Source organism: Nonomuraea sp. NPDC003214 (assembly GCF_053590035.1).
Genome location: NZ_JBSFSX010000010.1, coordinates 267,740 through 286,213, shown reverse-complemented (window position 1 = coordinate 286,213; position 18,474 = coordinate 267,740). Strand labels below are relative to the sequence as shown.

Sequence of the window (18,474 nt, the reverse complement as noted above, 5' to 3'; positions counted from 1 at the left end):
CTGACACTCAGATGGGGGCGAAGGTGGGCGCGGAATCGGTATCGTAGGGGGTGTGTCGGACGCCACGGTGTCCGATTAATCCCGGATCGTCTAATCGGCAGGACAAGTGGTTTTGGTCCACTTTGTAGGGGTTCGAGTCCTCTTCCGGGAGCCTTTCGGGCGTCCCCCCTCGCGAGAGAGCCCAGGACGGGCAGGTATCCTCACGATGTCGGGAGGGTAGCGGTGCGGTAGCCACTGCCCTGAACCGTCCAGCCACAGGGAGCCTCAGTCCGTGAGTGTGCCGCGCCCGGCAGCCGTCGTCGTCCTCGCCGCCGGCGAGGGGACCCGGATGAAGAGCCAGACCCCGAAAGTCCTGCACGAGCTGTGCGGCCGAGCCTTGGTCGACCACATGCTCTCCGCCGCCCGTGACCTCGGTCCCGAGCGGCTCATCGTCGTCATCGGCCACGCGCTCGAACGCGTCGGCGCCCACCTCGCCGAGACCAGCCCCGACGCGCGCGCCGTCGTCCAGCGCGAGCAGCGCGGCACCGGCCACGCGGTCCGGACCGTGCTGGAGGAGGTCGGCGCCATCACCGGCACCGTCCTGGTCACCTACGGCGACGTGCCGCTGCTGCGCGCCGAGACCATGGCCGAGCTGCTGCGCAAGCACGAGGCCGACGGCAACGCGGTCACCGTGCTCACCGCCGAGGTGCCCGACCCCACCGGCTACGGCCGCATCGTCCGCGATCCGGACGGCGCCGTGCTGGAGATCGTCGAGGAGAAGGACGCCACCCCCGAGCAGCGCGCCATCAAGGAGATGAACTCCGGCATCTACGCCTTCGACGGCGCGCTCCTGGCCGACGCCGTCAAGCGGGTGTCCACCGACAACGCCCAGGGCGAGGAGTACCTCACCGACGTGCTGTCGATCCTGCGCGGCGACGGCCACCGGGTCGGCGCGCACGTCGCCGCCGACCACGCCGAGGTCGAGGGCGTCAACGACCGCGTCCAGCTCGCCCACGCCCGCAGGGTGCTCAACCAGCGCCTGCTGGAGCGCCACATGCGCGCCGGCGCCACCATCGTGGACCCGGCCAGCACCTGGATCGACGTCGGCGTCACCATCGAGCCCGACGCCGTCATCCACCCCGGCACCCAGCTCCACGGCAGCACGGTCATCGAGGCCGGCGCCGAGGTCGGGCCCGCCACCACGCTCACCGACACCCGGGTCGGCGCCGGCGCGGTCGTCCGCAACGCCGTCGCCGACAGCGCCGAGATCGGCCCAGAGGCCAGCGTCGGCCCCTACTGCTACCTGCGTCCCGGCACCGTCCTGGGCCGCAAGTCCAAGGCCGGCACCTTCGTCGAGATGAAGAACTCCCAGGTCGGCGAACGCTCCAAGGTCCCACACCTGACCTACGCGGGCGACGCCACGATCGGCGACGACGTCAACGTCGGCGCGGCCGTGGTCTTCGTCAACTACGACGGCGTCAACAAGAGCCGCACCACCGTGGGCGACGGCGCGTTCGTCGGCTGCGACACCATGCTCATCGCCCCGGTGACGATCGGCGACGGCGCCTACACGGCCGCCGGCTCCGTCATCGACGGCGATGTGCCGCCCGGCGCGATCGGGGTGGCGAGAGCGCGTCAGCGCAACATCGAGAAATGGGTCTTGCGCAGGCGCGCGGGCACGAAGTCGGCAGCCGCGGCCGAGCGGGCGCTGGCCGAGCAGCAACAGCAGGAGAGCAGCAGTGACCAGCATTAAACAGCCGGGCGAGAAGAACCTCATGCTCTTCTCCGGCCGCGCGTATCCGGAGCTGGCCGAGGAGGTCGCCGAGCACGTGGGCGTCTCCCTTACCCCCACCAAGTTGATCGACTTCGCCAACGGCGAGATCTACGCCCGCTACCTCGAATCCGTCCGGGGCTGCGACGCCTTCGTGATCCAGAGCCACACCGGCCCGATCAACCAGTGGATCATGGAACAGCTCATCATGGTCGACGCGCTCAAGCGGGCCTCCGCCAAGCGCATCACCGTGGTCATGCCGTTCTTCGGCTACGCCAGGCAGGACAAGAAGGGCCGCGGCCGCGAGCCCATCACCGCCCGGCTGATCGCCGACATCTTCAAGACCGCGGGCGCCGACCGGCTCATGTCGATCGACCTGCACACCTCGCAGATCCAGGGCTTCTTCGACGGCCCGGTGGACCACCTGTTCGCCATGCCGGTGCTGGAGAGCTACCTGAAGAACAAGCTCGACCTGGCCAACACCACGATCGTCTCCCCCGACACCGGCCGGGTGCGGCTGTCGGAGCGCTGGGCCGACACGCTCGGCACCCCGCTGGCCTTCATCCACAAGCGGCGCGACCTCGACGTCGCCAACTCGGTGAAGGTCAACGAGGTCGTCGGCAAGGTACGCGGCCGGACCTGCGTGCTCATCGACGACATGATCGACACCGCCGGCACGATCTGCAAGGCCGCCGACGCCCTCTACGAGCAGGGCGCCACCAACGTGATCACCGCCGCCACCCACGCGGTGTTCTCCGACCCCGCGGTCGACCGGCTGAAGAACTCGCGCATCTCCGAGGTCATCGTCACCAACACGCTGCCGCTGTCGCAGGAGAGCCGCTTCGACAAGCTGACCGTGCTGTCCATCGCCCCGCTGATCGCCCGCGCCATCACCGAGGTGTTCACCGACGGCTCCGTCACCAGTCTGTTCGAGGGAGACACCTGAGCCCGGTAGGCTGAGAGGGTTGCGCTCGTAACGCCTTCCGCTAGGGCGGGTGAGGGGGAGCGCAAAACCCATTCGCACTCTGCATCCCTAGGAGATGTCGTGTCTGAAGTCCGTATCGCCGCCGAACAGCGCACCACGTTCGGCAAGGGCGCCGCCCGCAAGATCCGCCGCGCCGACAAGGTGCCCGCCGTCCTCTACGGGCACGGCATCGACCCCAAGCACCTGACCCTGCCGGGCCACGAGGTGCTCCTCGCGCTCCGCACGCCCAACGTGCTGATCCGCCTCCACGGCGAGGGCGTCGACGAGCTCGCGCTGCCCAAGGGCGTCCAGCGTGACCCGATCAAGGGCTTCGTCGAGCACGTCGACCTGCTCCTGGTCAAGCGCGGCGAGAAGGTCACCGTCGAGATCCCCGTCACCGCCGTCGGTGACGTCAACTCCGAGGGCCTGTTCGACCAGCAGCTCATGAGCATCGCCGTCGAGGCCGAGGCCACGCACATCCCGACCGGCGTCGAGGTGAACGTCGAGGGCCTGGAGGTCGGCGCTTCGATCACCGCCGGCCAGCTCGACCTGCCCAAGGGCACCACGCTGACCGCCGACCCGGAGACCGTGGTCATCCAGGTCATCGCCAAGCCGACCGAGGCTCCCGCCGAGGAGGAGGGCGCCGAGGGCGAGGCTCCCGCCGCCGAGGGCGAGACCGCCGAGGCCGCTGCCGCCGAGTAACCATCCCGGTCACGGGGCAGCCGGCATGCCGGCTGCCCCTTTCCGCTTGAGGGGAAGCACATGGACCGCTGGCTGATCGTCGGGCTCGGCAACCCCGGCCCCGAATACGCGGGCAACAGGCACAACGCGGGCTTCATGACGCTCGACGAGCTGGCCGCCAGGGCCGGCGGGCGGTTCAAGGCGCACCGCAGCCGGGCCGAGGTGCTGGAGACGCGGGCCGCCGTGCTCGCCAAGCCGCTCACGTACATGAACCTCTCCGGCGGGCCGACCAAGGCGCTCGCCGACTTCTACAAGATCGGCCCCGACCGGCTCATCGTGGTCCACGACGAGCTCGACGTCCCGTACGGGGCGCTGCGCGCCAAGCTGGGCGGCGGCGACAACGGGCACAACGGGCTCAAGTCGATCACCAAGGTCCTCGGCACCCGCGACTACCTGCGCGTACGGTTCGGCATCGGCAGGCCGCCCGGCCGGATGGACCCCGCCTCGTTCGTGCTGAAGGACTTCGCCACGGCCGAGCGCAAGGACCTGCCGTTCCTGGTCGACCGGGCGGCCGACGTGGTGGAGTCGCTCATGGAACGCGGCCTCGACGTCACGCAGAACGAGTTTCACCGCGCCGATCTGAACATTTCCGGCCCTCCACGCTGATCCGCTCATAACGCCGTTCCCGCCTGGGCAGCCTGCACGCAGGGCTACGATCTAGTGACATTCCGTTGACGAACGTCACCTGGAGGCGTGCGTGCAGGACGGGTTGCTGACCGTCGCCGGAGCCGAGCCCAGCGTCGCCTGGCGCGCCGGGCCGCGCGTGCCCGGCTGGGTGCGCGCCTACCAGCTCCGGGCGATGGGCGCCGACCTGCTCGCCGCCGGCGCCGGGTCGGCCGCCGCGTTCTGCTTCCGGTTCGGCCACGTCAGCGCCCACGCGCTCCCCTACCTGCTGGTCAGCGTCGCGCTGCCCGCCGTGTGGCTGGGCGCCGTCGCGCTCAACCGGGCCTACGAGCCGCGCCTCATCGGCGAGGGCTCGGAGGAGTTCCGCCGCATCGTGCGCTGCGGGGCCGCGCTCACCGCCCTGCTCGCCATCGGCTCCTACCTGACCAAGGCCGACGTCGCCCGGGGTTACGTGGTGCTCGCGCTGCCGCTGGTCACGTTGCTGACGCTGGCGCTGCGCCATGCCCTGCGGCGCGCCCTGCACCGCCGCCGGGCGCGCGGGGAGTGCCTGCGCCGCGTGGTGGCCGTCGGCCACGCCGCCTCCGTCGACGAGCTCGTACGCCTGTTCCGCAAGGAGCGCTACCACGGCATGGACGTCGTGGCCGCCTGCCTGCCCGACGACGCCGCCCTCGACAGCGTGGCCGAGGTGCCCGTCGCCGGCCACTTCAGCGACGTGCCGCTGGTCGTCGAGCAGGCAGGCGCCGACACGGTCGCCGTGCTCGCCTGTCCCGAGATGGACGGCCTGGCGCTGCGCCGCCTCGCCTGGCGGCTGGAGGCCACCCAGACCGAGCTCGTCGTGGCCCCCGCGCTCATGGAGGTCGCCGGGCCGCGCACCATGATCAGACCGGCCGCCGGGCTGCCGCTGTTGCACGTCGAGCACCCGGAGCTGACCGGCGCCAGGCAGCTCGTCAAGAACGTCTTCGACCGGCTGGTGGCCGCCGTCCTGCTCGTGCTGCTGGCCCCGCTGCTGGCCGGGCTCGCGGTCGCCGTACGCGCCACCAGCCCCGGGCCCGCGCTGTTCCGCCAGGTCAGGATCGGCAGGGATGGCAGGCCGTTCACGATCGTGAAGTTCCGCACGATGCGGCGCGGCTCCGAGTATCAGAAGATCACCCTGGTCAGCGACGGCGACGGCCCGCTGTTCAAGATCCGCAACGATCCCCGGGTGACGCCGCTCGGCATGTTCCTGCGCCGCCACTCGCTCGACGAGCTGCCCCAGCTCCTCAACGTGCTGCTCGGCCACATGTCGCTGGTCGGCCCGCGCCCGCCGCTGCCGGAGGAGGTCGCCGGCTACGGCGACGACGTGCGCAGACGCCTGCTCGTCCGGCCGGGGCTGACCGGGCTGTGGCAGGTGAGCGGCCGGTCCGATCTGTCATGGGAGGAATCGGTCCGGCTCGACCTGCGTTACGTGGAGAACTGGTCCCTCATGTTGGACCTGCAGATCCTGTGGAAGACTTGGTCGGCCGTCGCACGCGGGCAAGGAGCTTACTGATGACGATTCGCGACGACCACGCCCTCGCCGCCGACCTGGCGACCGAGGCGGGCGAGCACCTGCTGGCGGTCCGGGACCGCGTCGGGTTCGCCGACCAGGCCGCGCTCAAGGCCGCCGGTGACCGGGCTTCCCACGAGTTCCTGATGGAGGCGCTGGCGAGGCTGCGGCCCAGCGACAGCGTGCTGTCGGAGGAGGCCACCCGCGAGGAGCGGCTCGACCCGCGCAGGCTGTCGGCCGACCGGGTGTGGATCGTCGACCCGCTCGACGGCACCCGCGAGTTCTCCGAGGAGGGCCGCGCCGACTGGGCCGTCCACGTCGCGCTGTGGGAGCGCGGCACGCTGAGCGCCGGGGCCGTGGCGCTGCCCGCCCAGGGCCGCACGCTCGGCACCGCCGAGCCGCCCAAGCTGCCCGCCCACGAGGGCGGCCGCTTCCGCATCGCGGTGAGCCGCACCAGGCCGCCGGAGTTCGTGCAGAAGCTCGCCTACCTCGCCGGGGCCGACCTGGTGCCGATCGGCTCGGCCGGGGCCAAGATCTGCGCGGTGCTCACCGGAGAGGTCGAGGCGTACGTCCACGCCGGCGGCCAGTACGAGTGGGACTCGGCCGCGCCGGTCGCCGTCGCGCTGGCCGCGGGAGTTCACGCCAGCCGCGTCGACGGCTCAACCCTGACCTACAACCAAGCCGACCCCTCCCTACCGGATATTCTGGTTTCCCTACCGGACTTGGCGTCTACCCTGCTCGCCGGGATTCGGGACCTGCACCGCTAAAAACGCCCCGAGGAGAGCGCTTATGCTCCAGCGCGACTACACGACGTCGCAGCTCGACGTACTCGAAGCCGAGGCCATCCACATCATGCGCGAGGTGGCTGCCGAGTTCGAGCGCCCCTGTCTGCTCTTCTCCGGCGGCAAAGACTCCATCGTCATGCTCCGCATCGCGGAGAAGGCGTTCTGGCCCGCGCCGATCCCGTTCCCGCTCATGCACGTCGACACCGGCCACAACTTCGACGAGGTCATCGAGTTCCGCGACCGCCGCGTCGAGGAGCTGGGCGCCAAGCTGATCGTGGCCTCCGTGCAGGAGTCCATCGACCAGGGGCGCGTCGCCGAGCAGACCGGCCGCCGCGCCTCCCGCAACCGCCTGCAGACCACGACGCTGCTCGACGCCATCGAGGCCAACCGCAACGACGCCGTCTTCGGCGGCGCCCGGCGCGACGAGGAGAAGGCCAGGGCCAAGGAGCGCGTCTTCTCCTTCCGCGACGAGTTCGGCCAGTGGGACCCGAAGAACCAGCGCCCCGAGCTGTGGAACCTCTACAACGGCCGCATCGCCCAGGGCGAGCACATCCGCGTCTTCCCGCTGTCCAACTGGACCGAGCTCGACGTGTGGGACTACATCCGGCGCGAGGGCATCGAGATCCCGTCGATCTACTTCGCCCACACCCGCAAGGTGTTCGAGCGTGACGGCATGCTGCTGCCCGACGCCGAGGTGGTCCAGCGAGGCGACGACGAGCCGCTGTTCGAGGCCGTCGTCCGCTACCGCACCGTGGGCGACATGACCTGCACCGGCGCCGTGCAGTCGACGGCCGCCACGGTCGAGGAGATCATCGAGGAGATCGCGGCCACCCGGATCACCGAGCGCGGGGCCACCAGGGCCGACGACCGCGCCTCGGAGGCCGCCATGGAGGACCGCAAGCGGGAAGGTTACTTCTAGACCGATGGACATTCTGCGTTTCGCCACGGCGGGAAGCGTCGACGACGGCAAGTCCACCCTCATCGGGCGGCTCCTGTTCGACTCCAAGGCGATCTTCGAAGACCAGCTCGAGGCCGTCGAGCGCACCTCGCGCGACCGCGGCACCGAATACACCGACCTGTCGCTGCTGACCGACGGCCTGCGCGCCGAGCGGGAGCAGGGCATCACGATCGACGTCGCCTACCGCTACTTCGCCACGCCCCGGCGCAAGTTCATCATCGCCGACACGCCGGGCCACATCCAGTACACCCGCAACATGGTCACCGGCGCCTCCACCGCCGACCTGGCCATCATCCTCATCGACGCGCGCAAGGGCGTGCTGGAGCAGTCGCGCAGGCACGCCTTCCTGACCTCGCTGCTGCGCGTCCCGCACCTGGTGCTCGCGGTCAACAAGATGGACCTGGTCGACTACTCCCAGGAGCGCTTCGAGGAGATCCGCGAGGAGTTCACCGCGTTCGCCTCCAAGCTCAACGTGGCCGACCTGACGTTCATCCCGATCTCCGCGCTCAACGGTGACAACGTGGTGTCCCGCTCCGAGAACATGCCCTGGTACCAGGGCACCTCGCTGCTCCACCACCTGGAGAACGTGCACATCGCCTCCGACCGCAACCTGACCGACGTGCGCTTCCCGGTCCAGTACGTGATCCGCCCGCAGCGGGCCACCGACCACGCCTTCCACGACTACCGCGGCTACGCCGGCCAGGTGGCGGGCGGCGTGCTCAAGCCCGGCGACGAGGTCGTCCACCTGCCGTCCGGGCTCACCACCCGGATCGCCTCCATCGACACCTTCGACGGGCCGGTGGAGGAGGCGTTCCCGCCCATGTCGGTGACGCTGCGCTTCGAGGACGACCTCGACATCTCGCGCGGCGACATGATCGCCAGGCCCAACAACCAGCCGCAGGCCGCCCAGGACCTGGAGGCGATGGTCTGCTGGATGGCCGACACCTCCAAGCTGACGCCGCGCTCCAAGCTGACGATCAAGCACACCACCCGCACCGCGCGGGCGCTGGTGCGCGACCTGCAATACCGGCTCGACGTCAACACCCTCCACCGTGACGAAGAGGCCACCGCGCTGGGCCTCAACGAGATCGGCCGGGTGACGCTGCGGGTCACGCAGCCGCTGTTCGTCGACGACTACGGGCGCAACCGGCTCACCGGCGGTTTCATCCTGATCGACGAGACCAGCAACAGCACCGTGGCGGCGGGCATGGTCATCGACTCCCGCTGAGCTTCGCTCCCGAAACGGCCGGTCGCGCTTCCCGCGGCCGGCCGTTCCGCGTTAGGTAGATCATTTCCGGTTCCTTGGCCGATTGATTACTCTCCGCGCTAGTGTCTCCACGTTCCGTGTTGGCGATGCGAGAGTCCATGCCCGTGAGCGAACCGCGCGTGATCTTCCTTGGCGGCCTCGGCCGCAGCGGCACGACACTGCTCGAACGGCTCCTCGGCGAGCTGCCCGGCGTCGTGCCCCTGGGCGAGGTCGTCCACCTGTGGGAGCGCGGCGTGCTGGCCGACGAGGCGTGTGGGTGCGGCCGGGCGTTCAGCGTCTGCCCTTTCTGGGTGCGCGTCGGCGACCGCGCGTTCAACGGCTGGACGGCCATGCTCGCCGAACGGGTCGTCGCCCTGCGCCACCGCGTCGACCGCACCCGGCGGGTGGCCCGCATCGCCCACGCCGACCTGGCCGAATACGTACGGGCCTACCGTCGCGTCTACCGCGCCGCCGCCGAGGCCGCCGGCGCCCGCGTGGTGATCGACTCCAGCAAGCACGCCTCCCTCGCCTACTGCCTGGTCGAGGCCGGGGTCGACGCCCAGGTCGTGCAGGTGGTGCGCGAGCCGCGCGCCGTCGCCCACTCCTGGAGCCGCAGCGTGGCCAGGCCCGAGGACGGGCAGCCGATGACCCGCTGGACCCCGCTGCGCACCGCCGTCCACTGGAACGCCCAGAACTTCGCCCTCGAAGTCCTCGCCCGGCGCGGCGCCCCCGTCACCCGCATCCGCTACGAGGACCTGCTGGCAGCGCCGGAGGCCACGCTGACCGGGCTCGCCGGGGTGCTCGGGCTCACCGGGTTCCGGCTGCCGTTCCTCGACGGCACCACCGCCTACCTGACCACCAGCCACACCTCCTCGGGCAACCCGATGCGCTTCAAAGTGGGCCGCGTCGAGCTGGCCCGCGACGACGCCTGGCGGCAGGGGCTGCCGCGCCACCACCGCGGGCTGGTCGCCGCGCTCACCTGGCCGCTCCGGGCCCGCTACGGCTACGGCAGGGCGACCGCATGACCGGTCCCGTCGGCGTGGTCGTCCCCACGCGCGGCGACCGGCCCGGCCTCCTGCGCGAGGCGGTGCTCGCCGCGCTCGCCCAGGACCACCCGGTCGACGTGGTCGTCGTCGCCGACGGCGTGCCGCCCGAGACCGTGCGGCGGCAGGTGCCCGACCAGGCGAGAGTGATCGGCAACCGGCTCAGCCCGGGGCTGCCCGGGGCGCGCAACACCGGCATCGCCGCCTGCGACACCGAGCTCGTCGCCTTCTGCGACGACGACGACCTCTGGCTGCCCGGCAAGCTCGCCGCCCAGGTGCGGCTCGCCGCCACCGGCGCCGAGTTCGTGAGCTGCGGCATCGAGATCGAGTACGGCGACCGCCGCGTCACCCGGCTGGCCGGGGCCGACCGGGTCACGGCCGCCGACCTGACCCGGTCGCGCATGGTCATGGTGCACTCCTCCACGTTCCTGTTCCGGCGCGGCGCGCTCTGGGTCGACGAAAGCGCCCCCGCCGGGCAGAACGAGGACTGGGACCTCGCGCTCCGCGCCGCCCGGCGCCACCCGATCGCCTGCGCCGACCGGCCCCTCGTCCGGGTCCGGTGGGGGGCCTCCCACTACGCCGCCCGCTGGGCCGACCGCATCGCCGGGCTGGAGTGGATGCTCGCCCGGCATCCCGAACTGGCCGTGGATCCACGCGGCGCGGCACGGATCTACGGCCAGCTCGCCTTCGCCCACGCGGCGCTCGGCCACCGCCTCGACGCGGCCCGCTGGGCTTCCCGCGCCCTGTCGGCCCGCCTCGGCGAACCCCGCGCCCCCATCGCGCTGGCCGTCGCCGCCGGCCTCATCCCCGCCCCCCGCGTCCTCGCCCTCCTCCACCGCCGAGGCCACGGCATCTGACCCCGCCCCACCGGACAACGGACCCCACCATGCCCTCACCCACCCACCCCTTCCCACCCCCTTCGGCCCCGCCAACCCCCGGCATCCACGACACCCCGAGCGCCCCACCGCCTCCCGGAGCCCTCCACCGCCTCCCGGACACGCTCACCCGACCACGCGACACCACCCCGGAGGCCGACTCCCCAACGGAGACACGCCCGCGTGCCGCCGTCCTGGACGCGGCGGGCTCTGGGGCGCTGGGGCGGGGCGCGGCTGTGGATGGACGTCGCCCGCAGGCGCCCCAGGAGGCGCTGCCCGGCAGGCGGCCTGCTCCCTCTGCGGAGGCCGACTCCCCAACGGAGGCCCGGCCGCGTGCCGCCGTTCTGGGTGGGCGTCGCCCGCTCGCGGCCGGGGAGCCGTTGGGCGGTGAGGCGCTGCCCGGCGGGCCGCCTGCCGCTGTCCTGGAGGGGGCGGGATCAGCGTCTGGGGTGCTGTCGGCTGGGCGGCGGCGGGTGGTGGTGGGCGGGGTGGGGGTGGATGCCGTCACCGAGGCCGAGGTGGTGGAGTGGGTGAGCGGGGAGGTGGAGGCGGGCCGCGGGGGCCAGATCGTGACGCCCAACGTGGACATCTGCCGGGCCGTGGCGCGGGATGCCGGGTTGCGGGAGCTGGTGCGGCGGGCCGAGGTGGTGGTGGCCGACGGGATGCCGCTGGTGTGGGCGTCACGGATCTCGGGGACACCGCTGCCGGATCGGGTCACGGGCGCGGACCTGATCTGGTCGCTGAGCGCGCGGGCGGCGCGGCGCGGCTGGCCGGTCTACCTGCTGGGCGGGCCGCCCGGGGCCGCCGAGGGCGCGGCGGGGGAGCTGGCGCGCCGCTGTCCTGGGCTCGACGTCCGGGGCGCGGTGTCGCCGCCGTACGGGTTCGACGCGCGCCCGGCGGAGCGCGAGCGGGTGGTGGGCGACGTGGCGCGGGCGCGGCCCCGGCTGGTGTTCGTGGGGCTGGGCTTCCCCCGGCAGGAGCTGCTGATCGGCGACCTGCGCCAGGAACTGCCCGGCGCCTGGTTCCTGGGCTGCGGGGCGGCGATCGCGTTCGCGGCCGGGATGGTGCCGCGCGCTCCGGGGTGGATGCGGCGCGCCGGGCTGGAGTGGGCGTTCCGGCTGGGGTCGGAGCCGGGCCGGTTGGCCAGGCGCTACCTGGTGGACGATCTGCCGTTCGCGGTGCGGCTGCTGCTGGAGGCCAGGCGCGGGGTCATGCGGCGGTGAGGGCGCGGACGCGGGCGATCTCCGCCGGGGTGAGGCCGCGGGCGGCGGTGCGCAGAGCCTGGCGGGAGTCCATCGGCCGGTAGGCGGTGCGGGAGAGCCCTGTCCAGGTGAAGCTCCGGGCGGGCCCGGTGGGGGCGGTGCAGGCGTGGGTGATGCGGCGTTCGGCGGCGGGGGTCCAGGTGAGCCCGGCGTGGTCGTACAGGGTCCGGAAGCCGGGCAAGGGGTCGGCGGCGAGGTCGTCGTACGAGGTCACGTGGATGCCGGGGAGGCGGGAGAGGATCGTGCGCGTCACCCGCCACAGCGCGGCGGCCTTGGCGAGCCGGTCCTGGGAGCCGATCAGCGGGCGCAGCAGCTCGACCTCGGGGTGGTCGCGGACGAGGAGGGGCTGTTCGAGCAGCTCGTGGAAGTAGACGGTCCAGCCGAGCCGCTGCCAGCTTGCCACGAAGGCGACGGGGTCGCGGACGAGTGCGATGACGCGGCAGCCGAGCCGGGTGGCGAACCAGCCGGCAGACAGCACCGCGAACGGGTCGTCGAGCAGGGCCCGCCGCCCGGTCAGCCGCCCGTACCCGAACGCGGCGCCGTAGCGGATCATGCGGGCCAGGTCGTACGGGGTGCGGTTGGCCCGCAGTTGGGTCGCCCAGCGGTAGCGCAGGGCGACGGTGTCGCGGAAGGCGGGCAGCCAGGCGTCGGCGTTGTCTTCGCAGATGTACTGGAACCGGTGGGTCACGTGGGCGCGCAGCACGCCGGGGGAGCGGCCGGGCGGGTGTTGCGGGTTGAGCGGTTCGTTGACGTAGACGAGTTCGCCGCCGGCGGCCAGCATCTTGCCGGTCCAGCTCGTACCGCTTCTGGGCAGCCCGGTGACGAGCACGGGCGGGTTCACGCGGCGGCCCAGGCGCGGAGGCGGAGGGCGCCGAGGCTGTGGCGGCCGAAGGGGCGCAGCCCGTAGCGGCGGTGGAGCTGCCAGAGCGGCAGGGCGTTCTTGACGAGCAGCCCGCCGGCCCAGCCGAGCGCGGCGCCGAGCGCGCCGTGGGCGGGGATGAGCGCGAGGTCGAGCAGCACGGTGACGCCGAGCGCGGCGAGCAGGTTGAGCAGGCTGCCGGTGGTGTGCCCGGCGGCGGTGAGGACGACGTCGACCATGCCGCACGCGGTGGCCGCCATCATGGCGGCGGCGAGCACCAGGGCGACGGGCGCGGCGGCGTCGTAGCCGGCGCCGAACAGGTCGAGCAGCCAGGGCGCGAGCGCGGCGTAGCCGAGCCAGACGGGCCAGGTGAGCAGCACCAGCCACATGGTGGTGACCTGGTAGAGCTCGCGGGCGCGGGCGAGGTCGCCGTCGGCGAGCGCGCTCACCAGGCGGGGTTGCGCGGCGCGGGAGAGTCCCTGGTTGGCGAGCTGCCCGACGACCTTGAACCGGGTGGCGGCGGTGTAGACGGCGGCCTGGACGGGCCCGCCGAGCGCGGCGACGAGCACGATGTCGAGCCGCTGGAACACGGCCTGGACGGCGCCCGCCGCCGACCGGGGCGCGGTGTGGCGCCACAGGTCGCGCCCGGTGCCGGGCAGGTACGGCGTGCGGGGCGCCCGCCCGCGCAGCGCCAGCCCGGCCAGCACGGCCACGATCAGGTACGGGGCGGCCCAGGCGAGGGGCAGCGCGGAGGCGTGGGCGAGGGCGGCGGCGACGAGGGTGAGCTGGCCGACGGGCAGCACGATCCCGTCGAGCAGCACGGTGGGCCGCATCGCCCCGAACCCGCGGGTGGCCGCGAGCAGCACGTCGGCCACGGCGATCGCGGGCAGCGCCCAGGCCAGCGGCCCGAGCTGCGGGTGGAGGACGATCCCGGCCGCGGCGGCGACCACGGCGACGGGCACCACCGCTGCCTTGACATATCCGGAAACGCCGAGATAGCCGTACGTCCCGGCCCGCGCGATGAAGTACACCAGCCCGTTCCCCGCGTCCAGCTTGGCCACCCCGGCGGCCAGCAACGCCAGCGCGGTCACCGCGAAGAACTCGCCCGCCTGGGCGGCAGGCAGCCCCCTGGTCACCACCACCACGAGCGCGAACTGCGCCAGCGCCCCCACCGCGGCCCCGGCCAGCCCTGCCGCGCCGCTGCGCGCCAGACCCGTCACCGCCACGACGGCGCCCCTCCCAGCCAGCGCACCAGCCGCGCGTCGTCCGCCTCGAACCGCTCGCGCAGCGCCCGCCGCAGCGACGCGGGCAGAGGCCTCGGCAGCGCCCGCCCGTTGTGCCGCTCGAACGCCGGGTATCCGAGCCGGGGCACGCCCAGGAAGTCCAGCACCCGGTCGTAGACCGGCTCGGGCTCGGCGAAGAACCGGTGGCTGTCGAGCACCAGGATCCGCTCCCGCCCGAACAGCGGCTCCAGCCGGTCGAGCTGCGCGGCGTAGCGGCCCCGCGCCACGTAGGCGTGATGCCGGTGTGAATGGTGCACCGAGTACGGTCGCGCCCGCAGGCTCTCCTCGGCCCCGGCCAGCCGGCGTTCCTCCAGTTCGAGCGCGTACTCGAAGCTGGACTCGGTCTCGTACCCGCGGGCGAGCTCGTGGGCGTGCGCCGAGCACGCCCGCTCGACGGGGTCGCGCACGAGCACGATCAGCTTGACCCCCGGCAGGTCGGCGGCGATGCGCTCGCCGGCCAGCGGGTGGAACAGGTAGTAGGGCGACGACTCGAACGCCTGCGCCGGGGCCCCGTGGCGGCGAGCCAGGAGCGCGGCCCCCACGCGCAGCGGGAAGTGCCCCCGGTACCACGGCAGCCCCCGCCGGTAGCCGGTGTCGAAGTAGTGGACGCCCTTGTGCAGCACTGGTTTGAGCAGCAGCGGGTGCTGGGCCAGCGCCCGGTAGAGCGAGGTGGTGCCGCACCGCTGAGCCCCGACGATGAGGAACGAAGGCAGCACGCGCGCTCCCGAGGTGAACCGCCCGGCCCCGCGCGAAACCGACAGCACGGGCCGCTTCATCGGCTTCACAGGATCGGCTCCTCGTGGTCGACGAGGGGGGACAGCCAGCGTTGCGGCGGCCCCAGCGGCTCGTGCCCGTCGGCGGCGTGCCGGTCGGCCAGCGCGACGAGGTAGAGCAGCGCCGTCCGCCTGGCCTGGGCCGCCGAGAGCCCGTAGGGCGCCAGCACCCGCAACGCCTGGGCGAGGCAGGCACGCGCCGCGGTGGGCGGGTCCATGCGCCGCAGCGCCCGCTGGAAGAAGTGGTGCATCGCGTCGAACCCGTGCGGCGCCCCGGTCGCGTAGCGCTCCCAGTCCCACACGAGCAGCCGCCCGTCGGCGGCGGGCGCGATGTTCCACGGCGCCAGGTCGCCGTGCCACGCGCCGTCGCCGGTGGCGGCGATCTCCTTGACGGCGCGGACGAGCAGCGGCTCGGGCACCCGGCCGCGCCGCGCGGGCAGCGGCGACAGCGCGAGCACGCCGAGCCCGCGCCAGGTGCCGTGGTAGAGCACGCTGGGCGCGACGACGCTCTTGAGCGGCCGGTCGGCCAGCCGTGCCAGCACGGCGGCCTCGTTGGCGACCAGCGCGCGCGCCCGCTCGCTGTCGCCGACCTTCACGTACGCCAGCCGCGCCCCCGCCGAGTACGCCTCCAGGACCGGTTTGCGGTTGGCCCGGCGGGCGGGCCGCACGTGCACGACGAGCTCGACCGGCGTGCCGAACACCTCGCCCAGGTGGTCGCCGATCGAGCCTTCGGCGGGCAGCATCACCCTCGGCCCGGGATGCCACCACCGGCGCGGAGCCAGCCGCCGGGGCAGGTAGGGGTGGGGCAGCACCGTGTAGGGGCGCGGTGACCCGGTGCCGGGAAAGAGCAGGTCGAGCGTGTCGCCGAGATAGCGCAGCCGGATCCTATGGTCGTGCATGCGTGTTCCTCCACAGGAGGGCGAAGGAGATGAAGTAGAGGCTCAGCGGCGTGACCAGCCCGTCGTAGACGAACATGTAGAGCAGCACCAGGCACATCACGAGCACCCCGGCCAGCCCGATCGGCGTCCGGTCGGGCCAGTGGCGGCGGATCGCCCCGGCGAAGAACGCCACGTAGAGCACGGCCCCGGTGAACCCCTGGGTGATCATCAGCAGCCAGAGCTGCCCGTCGGCGCCCAGCGGCGGATGGCCGCAGCCCGCGCACCAGCCGGTCTTGCCGGTGGTGATCGTGCGATGGTTGCCGAGCGCGTTGCGCGTGTTGCCGTAGCCGGCGACGGGGGAGTGGGTGGCGGCCTCGATCGTGGCCGACACGGTGAACGCCCGGATGTCGTTGGAGTGCGGTTTGTCCAGGCGTTGCATGACGAGCCCGGCCAGCGGGCTGAGCGCGAACACCAGCGCCGCCGCGACCGCCCCGGCGCACAGCATGAGCCTGGTCCGGCCGCCCACCCGGACGATCAGGTACGCGACGGCCAGCCCGAGCCCGATCCACAGGCCGCGGTTGAGCGAGTAGACGATCGGCACGGCGGCCAGCGCGACCAGCGCCACGGCGAGCACCCGGCGGCGGCGCGACCCGTACACCCACCAGCCGACCACGAACCAGATCAGCAGCACCGACACGTTGCTGCCCCACGCGTTGGCCCATTCGTAGGGGGCCTCCGGGCGCGGCATGGAGTAGCCGAGCACCTTCTGCGTCTGGGAGGCGGTCGGGTGGATGAGGTTCTGCACGAACGGGTTGCCCGCCAGCCAGTCGGGCAGCAGCATCTCCACCGGCGAGGTGAAGGAGAACCCGGGCGCGAGCAGCCCGAGCAGCCCGCCCGCCACGGTCGTCACGAACAGCACGCCGAGCATCCGCACCAGCCGGAGCTGCGGCAGCTCCCGCTCGGTGAGGTTGCCCAGGTAGAGCACCATGACCATGAGCGACAGGTAGAGCGCCAGCCGCATCGCGTAGCCGGCCAGCCGGCCCGCGCCGAGCTCGCCGTAGGTGCCGGGCGGCATCTCGCCCAGCATCAGCGCGCTGATCAGGTAGCCGCCGATGAGCAGCGCCCACAGCCCGAACCCGCGCGGCACCCGCACCGGCCGCCGCCGGAACAGGATGACGGCCATGGGCACGGCCAGCACGACCACCGACAGCCCGCCGAAGCCGAGCGCCCACCAGACCGGATAGCCGAGCAGCAGCGCGCCGATGGGCCAGGCGGGCCCTTTCACGTCGGCTTGCCCAGCGAGCCCACCGGGCGGTTCACGGGCTTGTGCGCGGGGGTGTGCACAGGCGTGCTCATCGGCGTCGTCAGGGCGCCGCTCTCGGCGAGCTCGCCGCTCGCGACCAGCTTGCCGAGCGTGTTGGGCCGGCGCGGCTCGGGCACGGGCGCGGGCGTCAGGTCCGTCGTCGTCACCACGCCGATGACGGGCACGCGGTGCCGGCCGACCTGCCGTACGGCGGCCGCGACCTGCTCGGCGGTGGCCTCGCCCAGCCCCACGAGCAGCACCGCCGCGTCGGCCCGGCCGAGGTCGCCCACCTCGGCGCCGTTGAGCACCGACAGCGGGGCGCTGGCGGCCAGCGGCGCGATCACGGACGCGGTGCCGAGCTCGGCGGGCACGGCCTTGACCAGCAGCCACTTGCCGGGGCAGGCGGAGACGACGGAGGTGGCGAGCTCGGCCGGGCGCGCCAGGTCGGCCAGGACGGGCAGCCCGGTCAGCCGTTCGACGTCGGCGGCGGTGCGCAGCCGGGTGTCGAGCCGGTCGCGCAGGCTCGCCGCGCCGGCCCCGGCCAGCAGCCCGGCGACGAGCCCGGAGGCCAGGTGGAGCGGCAGGCTGGGCGAGCTGGGCGCGGACGGCGGCTCGGCCGGGCTGATGACCGAGCCGGGCGTCACCGGGACCGTCTTGAGCGCGTCGTACTTGAGCGTGAGGCTGTTGGCCTGCCGGTTGAGCACGCCCTGCCGGTGGAGCGCGAGCGTGTGCTCGGCGGTGCCGCGGCGCAGCCCGCCGAGCTGTGTGACGGCCTTGGCGAGCGCGGCGTTGACCTGCTTGAGCTTGGCCAGGATGAGCTTCTGCTGGGAGGTGATGGCGGCCTGCGCGCCGTCGGCCCGGTGGGCCAGGTAGGCGTCGGCGTAGGCGCGCGACTGGGTGGCGGCGGCGACGGGGTCGGGCGCGGTGACGGTCATGAGCAGGACCGCCGAGTTGGGCGGCACCGTGACCTCGACGGGCTCCGGCTCGGCGATGCCGGCGATCTGGGCGGCGGCAGCGGCGACGACGCCGGAGCGGGCGATCTGCGCCTCGGTGTCGAGGTTGAGCTGCTCGCGCTGCCTGGCGGTCACCTGGTTGCCCTGCTCGGGCACGCCCACCGGGGTGACGAGGACCTGGGTGGTGGCGGTGTAGGCGGGCGGGGTGAGCCGCATCAGCGCCAGCCCCATCGTGCCGCCGGCCAGGAAGCAGCCCAGGAACAGCAGCCAGCGCCTGCGGAGCAGCGAAAGGTGCGCCCCCAGCTCGGTGCCGGAGCGGTGGGCCGGGCAGTCCGGCGTCGAGCTCATGGAGGCGCGTCTCCCTGAAGTGCGTAGCGGATTGTCGCGCTTCTGCGACTCTGCGTCACGTGCCGAGGTGTGCGCCCACTATAGGCGGGCCGGATATTACCCAGGTCGATTACCCAAGATTTTCTCCCGTACGGGCGGGAATTCGTCCTTCAATAACCGGCGATAAAGGGATTTGTACGGCGGGCCGCACCGCCCCTGATCTGCGGTCTCGGCTGACGATCCGGCATGGGCGTGGCATGGTTCAGGGTTGACGGGCGGGGGCTTGAATGAGGGGGGCGGGTCATTTTGCCGCATAATTCGCCAC

17 protein-coding genes and 1 tRNA gene are annotated in these 18,474 nt (G+C 72.8%); 12 read left to right on the top strand and 6 right to left on the bottom strand.

All coding sequences use genetic code 11. The annotated features are described in order from the left end of the window. Positions 1–79: 79 nt before the first annotated feature. The 12 genes from ACWDXC_RS31685 (at position 80) to ACWDXC_RS31630 (ending at position 11,734) form a co-directional block, all read left to right on the top strand. Positions 80–151, top strand: a tRNA-Gln gene (locus ACWDXC_RS31685). A 120-nt stretch (positions 152–271) separates the two neighbouring features. Continuing rightward, complete coding sequence (glmU, locus tag ACWDXC_RS31680; protein WP_449987810.1) at positions 272–1,732, top strand: bifunctional UDP-N-acetylglucosamine diphosphorylase/glucosamine-1-phosphate N-acetyltransferase GlmU; 1,461 nt, start codon at positions 272–274, stop codon at positions 1,730–1,732. A gap of 22 nt (positions 1,733–1,754) precedes the next feature. Next, positions 1,755–2,696 (top strand): ribose-phosphate diphosphokinase, encoded by a 942-nt coding sequence (locus ACWDXC_RS31675; RefSeq protein ID WP_246643989.1) that lies wholly within the window; start codon positions 1,755–1,757, stop codon positions 2,694–2,696. Positions 2,697–2,795: 99 nt separating this feature from the next. Continuing rightward, positions 2,796–3,416, top strand: a complete 621-nt coding sequence (locus tag ACWDXC_RS31670) for a 50S ribosomal protein L25/general stress protein Ctc (RefSeq protein WP_449987807.1) — start codon at positions 2,796–2,798, stop codon at positions 3,414–3,416. A gap of 60 nt (positions 3,417–3,476) precedes the next feature. Further along, a complete protein-coding gene (pth, locus tag ACWDXC_RS31665) occupies positions 3,477–4,061 on the top strand; it encodes an aminoacyl-tRNA hydrolase (RefSeq protein ID WP_219500348.1) in 585 nt (194 codons plus the stop codon). 193 nt (positions 4,062–4,254) lie between these two features. Then, positions 4,255–5,607, top strand: a complete 1,353-nt coding sequence (locus tag ACWDXC_RS31660) for a sugar transferase (RefSeq protein WP_219500396.1) — start codon at positions 4,255–4,257, stop codon at positions 5,605–5,607. Next, on the top strand, positions 5,607–6,371 hold the full coding sequence (locus ACWDXC_RS31655) for a 3'(2'),5'-bisphosphate nucleotidase CysQ (RefSeq protein ID WP_449987804.1): 765 nt from the start codon (positions 5,607–5,609) through the stop codon (positions 6,369–6,371). Before ACWDXC_RS31660 ends, ACWDXC_RS31655 begins: the two co-directional genes overlap by 1 nt. 22 nt (positions 6,372–6,393) lie before the next feature. After that, complete coding sequence (gene cysD / locus ACWDXC_RS31650) at positions 6,394–7,308, top strand: sulfate adenylyltransferase subunit CysD (protein ID WP_449987801.1); 915 nt, start codon at positions 6,394–6,396, stop codon at positions 7,306–7,308. A 4-nt stretch (positions 7,309–7,312) separates the two neighbouring features. Continuing rightward, on the top strand, positions 7,313–8,575 hold the full coding sequence (gene cysN / locus ACWDXC_RS31645) for a sulfate adenylyltransferase subunit CysN (RefSeq protein WP_219500360.1): 1,263 nt from the start codon (positions 7,313–7,315) through the stop codon (positions 8,573–8,575). Positions 8,576–8,718: 143 nt separating this feature from the next. Then, entirely contained in the window at positions 8,719–9,618 is a 900-nt protein-coding gene (locus ACWDXC_RS31640) for a sulfotransferase (RefSeq protein ID WP_449987798.1), read from the top strand. Continuing rightward, positions 9,615–10,493 (top strand): glycosyltransferase family 2 protein, encoded by an 879-nt coding sequence (locus tag ACWDXC_RS31635; protein ID WP_449987795.1) that lies wholly within the window; start codon positions 9,615–9,617, stop codon positions 10,491–10,493. Before ACWDXC_RS31640 ends, ACWDXC_RS31635 begins: the two co-directional genes overlap by 4 nt. A 506-nt stretch (positions 10,494–10,999) precedes the next feature. Next, the gene (locus ACWDXC_RS31630) at positions 11,000–11,734 is read left to right on the top strand and encodes a WecB/TagA/CpsF family glycosyltransferase (protein WP_449987792.1); all 735 of its coding nucleotides are present in this window, start codon (positions 11,000–11,002) and stop codon (positions 11,732–11,734) included. Here the strand turns inward: ACWDXC_RS31630 and ACWDXC_RS31625 are convergent. From ACWDXC_RS31625 to ACWDXC_RS31600, 6 genes are read right to left on the bottom strand one after another with little or no spacing between them, the layout of a single operon-like run. Then, positions 11,721–12,614, bottom strand: a complete 894-nt coding sequence (locus ACWDXC_RS31625; RefSeq protein ID WP_449987787.1) for a sulfotransferase — start codon at positions 12,612–12,614, stop codon at positions 11,721–11,723. The two genes, ACWDXC_RS31630 and ACWDXC_RS31625, sit on opposite strands and share 14 nt — an antisense overlap. Continuing rightward, a complete protein-coding gene (locus ACWDXC_RS31620) occupies positions 12,611–13,858 on the bottom strand; it encodes a lipopolysaccharide biosynthesis protein (protein WP_449987783.1) in 1,248 nt (415 codons plus the stop codon). Before ACWDXC_RS31620 ends, ACWDXC_RS31625 begins: the two co-directional genes overlap by 4 nt. Further along, complete coding sequence (locus ACWDXC_RS31615; protein WP_449988044.1) at positions 13,849–14,691, bottom strand: sulfotransferase family protein; 843 nt, start codon at positions 14,689–14,691, stop codon at positions 13,849–13,851. The genes ACWDXC_RS31620 and ACWDXC_RS31615 overlap by 10 nt, the downstream gene beginning before the upstream one ends. A 5-nt stretch (positions 14,692–14,696) precedes the next feature. After that, positions 14,697–15,587, bottom strand: a complete 891-nt coding sequence (locus ACWDXC_RS31610; protein WP_449987780.1) for a hypothetical protein — start codon at positions 15,585–15,587, stop codon at positions 14,697–14,699. Further along, the gene (locus tag ACWDXC_RS31605) at positions 15,574–16,851 is read right to left on the bottom strand and encodes a hypothetical protein (protein ID WP_449987777.1); all 1,278 of its coding nucleotides are present in this window, start codon (positions 16,849–16,851) and stop codon (positions 15,574–15,576) included. Before ACWDXC_RS31605 ends, ACWDXC_RS31610 begins: the two co-directional genes overlap by 14 nt. Further along, complete coding sequence (locus ACWDXC_RS31600) at positions 16,848–18,170, bottom strand: Wzz/FepE/Etk N-terminal domain-containing protein (RefSeq protein WP_375073906.1); 1,323 nt, start codon at positions 18,168–18,170, stop codon at positions 16,848–16,850. Before ACWDXC_RS31600 ends, ACWDXC_RS31605 begins: the two co-directional genes overlap by 4 nt. Positions 18,171–18,474: the final 304 nt, after the last annotated feature.